The sequence below is a fragment of the Gemmatimonas sp. genome (assembly GCF_046594945.1).
GTDB lineage: Bacteria > Gemmatimonadota > Gemmatimonadetes > Gemmatimonadales > Gemmatimonadaceae > Gemmatimonas.
This window is the reverse complement of the sequence record NZ_JBKJRB010000129.1, coordinates 1-4954: the sequence shown is the minus strand read 5'-3', so window position 1 is coordinate 4954 and position 4954 is coordinate 1. Positions and strand designations below refer to the sequence as shown.

5 protein-coding genes are annotated in these 4954 nt (G+C 62.5%); 4 read left to right on the top strand and 1 reads right to left on the bottom strand.

Annotation, left to right across the window (positions count from 1 at the left end; translation table 11 throughout):
• Positions 1 to 463 precede the first annotated feature (463 nt).
• Positions 464 to 1318: a hypothetical protein gene (locus ACLL97_RS15985; protein ID WP_411281477.1), complete on the top strand. Its 855-nt coding sequence runs from the start codon at positions 464 to 466 to the stop codon at positions 1316 to 1318.
• 210 nt (positions 1319 to 1528) lie between these two features.
• Here ACLL97_RS15985 and ACLL97_RS15980 read toward each other — a convergent pair whose 3' ends face one another.
• Positions 1529 to 1804 carry a helix-turn-helix domain-containing protein gene (locus ACLL97_RS15980; protein ID WP_411281476.1) on the bottom strand — a complete coding sequence of 92 codons (276 nt, stop codon included), beginning with the start codon at positions 1802 to 1804 and terminating at the stop codon, positions 1529 to 1531.
• Positions 1805 to 2079: 275 nt separating this feature from the next.
• Between ACLL97_RS15980 and ACLL97_RS15975 the strand changes: the two genes are divergently transcribed.
• The 3 genes from ACLL97_RS15975 to ACLL97_RS15965 all read left to right on the top strand — a co-directional run.
• Entirely contained in the window at positions 2080 to 3186 is a 1107-nt protein-coding gene (locus tag ACLL97_RS15975; RefSeq protein WP_411281475.1) for a hypothetical protein, read from the top strand.
• 6 nt (positions 3187 to 3192) lie between these two features.
• On the top strand, positions 3193 to 3924 hold the full coding sequence (locus tag ACLL97_RS15970; protein ID WP_411281474.1) for a hypothetical protein: 732 nt from the start codon (positions 3193 to 3195) through the stop codon (positions 3922 to 3924).
• A gap of 741 nt (positions 3925 to 4665) precedes the next feature.
• Positions 4666 to 4954, top strand: a 289-nt coding sequence (locus ACLL97_RS15965; RefSeq protein ID WP_411281473.1) for a hypothetical protein, incomplete at its 3' end; no start/stop codon positions are given.

The window sequence follows — 4954 nt, the reverse complement described above, 5'->3', positions numbered from 1 at the left end:
CCTTCTCGCGAACTGGCTCCTACGACTGAAGGAACCCGATGCGAAGTGCGAGTCGTTCCATGCTTGGACGCCCGTGTCATCTGATCTCATCGATCGGCAGCTTGGTCGACCCTTCTCCTCCGACGGGTTGGTCGAGGCTGGGGTCGTCACCCGCAAGAGCTACGACAAGGCGCGCGGTAGGTGCCGGGAGTTCGCCGTCACTCAGCCCTTCGTTGCTGCGATGGCTCTGCACGTCGTCCAAGCGCGATCCGAAGATGACCGTCGCGTCGTGGACCTCTTTACCGGCAAGCCCTACGTGCCTCGTGGTCGAGCCGGAGCAACCTCTCCTTCGCCAAAGCTCGTGCGAGATGGTCTTCGTGCGCTTCGTCCTTGTCCGTTCGATCGGCCCTCTCTCCTTCAGCATCTCGATGCCGCTCGTCGGGCACCATCATTTCGTCTCCTTCACGATGAACTGTGCGCCGCGATGCTTCTCGACAACGAAGAGGACACGTACGTCCCGGCATACGACCTCACGTCAACGGGGCGCATCGCCGAAATCGGTGGGGGCGTCCAAGGGTGCTCACGCGTGATGAAGAATGCGGCACTCGGCGCTGTCCCCGACCTTCGCAACTATGATCTGTCGAATGCGCAAGCTCGCGCACTTCTGCAAGAGCTTGATGGAAGCGGCGTCGATGTGCGGTGGCTCCGCCGTTACGTGACTGACCCCGCGATCCGCGAAGGTGTCGCCATGGATGCCGGGGTATCGATCGGCACACTCAAGTCGAGCTTCTACGCCGTGTTGATGGGCGGCACCTTCGCGCCTGTCGAGGGCGCGGCCATCATGGGGTACGTCGCGGGAGAAGTCGGTCGCGCTCGTGCGCCTGAAGTTCTCGCCGCACTCGCCGGCGAACTCCGGGAACTTCAGCGGATCGTCGATGACTGGCTCGTCGTACTGCGCTCTGCATCAATCCAAACGGAGCGCGCGCCTCGTGGTCGCATTCGAAATCGCTGCGGGATGAGCCGTCCGATACCTGCTCGCGACGATGCCGCCGCATGGAGGGAGCTACGCGCTTTCGTCTTGCAGGGATGGGAAAAGAATTACGTTTTCAACTTGATGAAGCTGGGGAAGAGGCACGGTTTTGTGCCCGTCTCCGACCAGCACGACGGGCTCGTGGTGCTTGGCTCGATCCCCCACGCGGCGCACGTGGAGGCCGTTGCTCGCTCTGGGTTCACCCTCGCGAAGCTCGCCGACAAGCCATTCGCGACGGAGAAGGATCGCGAGCGGTACTTCGCGGATAGGCCAATGCCCGAAGCCAACGAGGACGAGCGCGGGAGCTAGAGTCGTCAATGGTTCCCTCCGTCGAGCAGAGTGCGCGACACGGTGTTCAGTGCTTCGAACGACAAACCGCGTCGCACCCCCGCTCTCCGGCCAAGTAAGACGGACGACAGGGATTGTCGCAGTCGCAACCTCCACCGCGTCGAGTACCTAATCTTCGCCACCGCCTCGGCCGTAGACCGTCGGGATGCGAGCGAGCGGCGACGCCAATAATCAACTCCTCGGTTTGCGCGGCCTCCCACGAGCCACACGCATCGACGCCGGGATCGCAAGTACCTCCTCGGGTTCAACGCCGAGGGCATCGGCGAGCCGCCACATGGTGCTCACGCGGATATCTCGTGAGCCCGCCTCGATGGCCTTTATCCACGAAATGGCCGCGCCAGTCTTTTCCGCAAGCCGCTCCTGCGTGACGCCTACCGCCAGCCTAAGTTCCGCGATGCGCCGTCCGAGGCGGCGAAGCCGAACGGGCGTCGGGGGCCTACGGGGCACCCAACGAGCAAAGCGGATCGCCGTCTCTAAAAAAGACTACGATCGTAGGCCATTATCGGTTGCAGCAATCGCGTGCGCCGAGCGAAGCTTGACGAGGAGGTAGACGATGCGAGGCGTGACACTTATTGCGATCGTGGGCGCGCAGACGAGCAATGCCGGTCCGACGTCCGATGAATGCGCGGTAGACTCGTCCGTGCCGACGGACGCTACGCCGCACCACACCGCGCTCCCTGTGCCGCTGTGCCGGCTGGCGAGCTAGCAACCGGAGGGATGGCATGGACGAGTTCTTAGGGTTTCTAGTTTCAGTTCTGCTGACGCTTCTCTCGCCGATCTTCCTCATCTGGATGTGGAAGAACAAGAAGTTCGGCGTCCGCGCTCGTCAGGGCATCTCTGCTGCGGTCGGCCTGTTCTTCGTCGTCCAGTACGCCCGATGCTCCTCCGGGCGTGCGCGCGACGCAGATGCCGAGACCAAGCACTTCAGGAAGGCGTTCGATCACGCCGCGAAGAACGCGCAGAAAGCCGCCGCGAAGAACGCGCAGAAAGCCGTCGAACCGGCCGACGACTCGGCGTCGGCGCAGAGCCCGAGTGGCTCTGCCGCACCTACTGTGATCGCCGCTACACCCCTCGATGCCCTAGCGACGCAAGCACTCACGCCAGACGCCGTTTCGGATCTCGCTAAGGGAAAGGAATGGGCTCTCTATCCGAAGGGAACGACGGAGTGTGGCACGCTCTCCGACGGGAAGATCTGGCGACTCGATGAACCCGACGCGAAGGATGAATTCAAGAAACAGGATCTCCTCGATCGCCGTGCCGAGATTGCAGGGGAAGTCGTTGGCAAGTATGTAAAGTTCGAGGGTAACGGTGACCTCGCCGGCGGCGAGGTCCGCTTCGGCGACGGTGAGATGGAGATCTCGCTTTCGGCATACGACTTCGCGGCGCAACGGTACACCGTGACTATCGCGGCACAGGAAAGCTCGAAGTGGCCGGTCGGGGCCGAGTCGCCCTCGTTCACTACGTTGTCGATGACGAAGGTAAACGATGAGGAGATCGGCTCGATCGGCGGCAAGAAGCTTAAGGTGAAGACCGCAAACACCGAAACGGCGTGGCTCAATGGATCGAGATTTACGTCGCCGGTAGCAGTGCCGAAGGCCGAGGCCGCCACATGGAAGGACCGCGCCGACGCGAAGGTGCTGCTCATTCAGCAAATTATCGGCATGGGATTTCACAAGCAGTGCAAGCAGGACTGCATGACCGTCTTTGGCACCTACGACTGCGTTCAATCAAACCACGGTTTTCGCGACTTCTATCGCGCTAAGACTGTGGCGTATCGCGTGACGATTAACGGCAAGGTAGCCGCCGAGAAGCAACCTGCGGTGAAGTGAGAGCCGATGGAAACCTCGTGTAAGCGCTGCGGTGCACCCAGCGACGACGGCCGGATCGTCTGCGCATTCTGCGGCGCACAGATCCGCGAAGCCGACAGCGAAGCCGACGAGTTGCGGGCGCTCGACGAACTGAACGCCGTGGCCGACCAGATTGGCCGCGCCGTCGGCGATAATCGTGGCGGGTTGCTTGCGATCTACACGACAGTTGGCGACGCGGTGAAGCGGGCCGACAAGCTCGGGGCGTTCTGGCAGACCGCGTTTGTTCCTCGGCATCCGAAGGCGCAGCTTCGTGCGTTTCATGAGAGCTTGCAGCGCATCACGTCTCAGCAGCAGGATATGATGTCCGCCGCGATGCTCGCACGCGTGGAGTCGATCCTCTCCGCGTTCCGTCTTAACGCCGCACAAGAGCCCTCGTTGTATGCGCTCGTTCCTCAGCTTGAGCGCGAGGTGTCCCGCGCGCGTCATCGTAGTCGCTCCGTCCTCTATTGGATGGGAGGTGCGATCGTCGGCATGTTCCTTCTCATGGCCGTAATTGCATTGAGTGCGGCACCGTCAACGGAGGGCCGATGCCGCGACTGGTCCAACCGTGACACGCGGCTCGCCGCCTGCATCGAGTCGTGTTCGAGTGGAATCAAATGGGCCTGCGAGATGGCCGATACCATGCGGCGCGACAGTTCCGCCGCACCGAAGAGTTCGGCGTCGGTCCTTCCCGCGAATAAGGCTGTCGACGATGAATAGCACGCACCGCTTGTGGCAATCGGCGTCCGTGTCCGAGAAAGAGGACGATAAGGTTGTATATTCTTGCGACCGCGCATCCCTTGCGCGCCGCATCGGCGTGGGGAGGTAGCTGATGGCGCGCGATGCTGTCGGCGGTGGTACCTGCGCGGTGTGCGGCTCCGTCGCGAACCTATACCGTTGCACCGGCTGCGGCGTCCGCACTTGTGGCGAGTTGTCAAAGATCGGCTGTAGTTGGCCGGTCTTCGAGGATTGCCCGCGATGCGGCCTCGGTTACGGGATTCGCAATGACGAAGAGCCTGCCGACTCCGGTCCGGATCTCGCCGACATCTTCGGCGAACCGATCTCGGATGTCGGTCGGGTAGCAGCACGCGAAACCGCGAACGTCGTACGGGTGACTGCTGGCGTAGGTGCGGCGGCGGCCCGAGGTGTCGCCAACAACCTTGCAGCACCGACTGCCAACGTCGCTGCGAACATTGGAATGGCGTTTCAGGCCGGCGTCGGCGTGGGGTTTGCGGCGCTACTCGGAGCGATCCTCGGGTTCTTTGGAGGATCGGCATTGATCGCGTGGATTTGTCCGAGCATCTTCTGGACACTCTTCGTTCACATCTGCGGCGGCGTCCTCCTCGGGCCAATCGTCGGAACAGCGGCCTGTCTTCCGGCAGCCTTCGCGAAGCGCCGAGGCGTTCCGACGCTCCTCGTCAACGTTCCCCTTGCGGTCGCAATCTATTTCTCGGCTGCTGGATGGTGGAACGCCATCGCGCCGTGGTGGTCGCGGACCACCTTTTGGTGACAATGACAAGGGACGACATCGACGATCCCGACATCGACTTCGAAAACTTCTTCGCGCAGCACGAGCGCCGGGACCAGAAGCGCCGCGACGACGAACGCACTGCGGCATACCGCGAGCTGCTCGTGCGGATGGCGGTGACGGTGCGGACAGCCGCCGATGCGCTGCAGGCAGTGGCGACGCAAATTCAACGCGGCGAGCCACTGGATGCCCGCCACGTCGAGCCACTGATTTCGCTCCAGA

Excerpts from the sequence above, each read along its gene's own strand:
- ACLL97_RS15985 (WP_411281477.1), top strand. The coding sequence starts at position 464 with ATGCTTCTCGACAACGAAGAGGACACGTACGTCCCGGCATACGACCTC.
- ACLL97_RS15975 (WP_411281475.1), top strand. The coding sequence starts at position 2,080 with ATGGACGAGTTCTTAGGGTTTCTAGTTTCAGTTCTGCTGACGCTTCTC.
- ACLL97_RS15970 (WP_411281474.1), top strand. The coding sequence starts at position 3,193 with ATGGAAACCTCGTGTAAGCGCTGCGGTGCACCCAGCGACGACGGCCGG.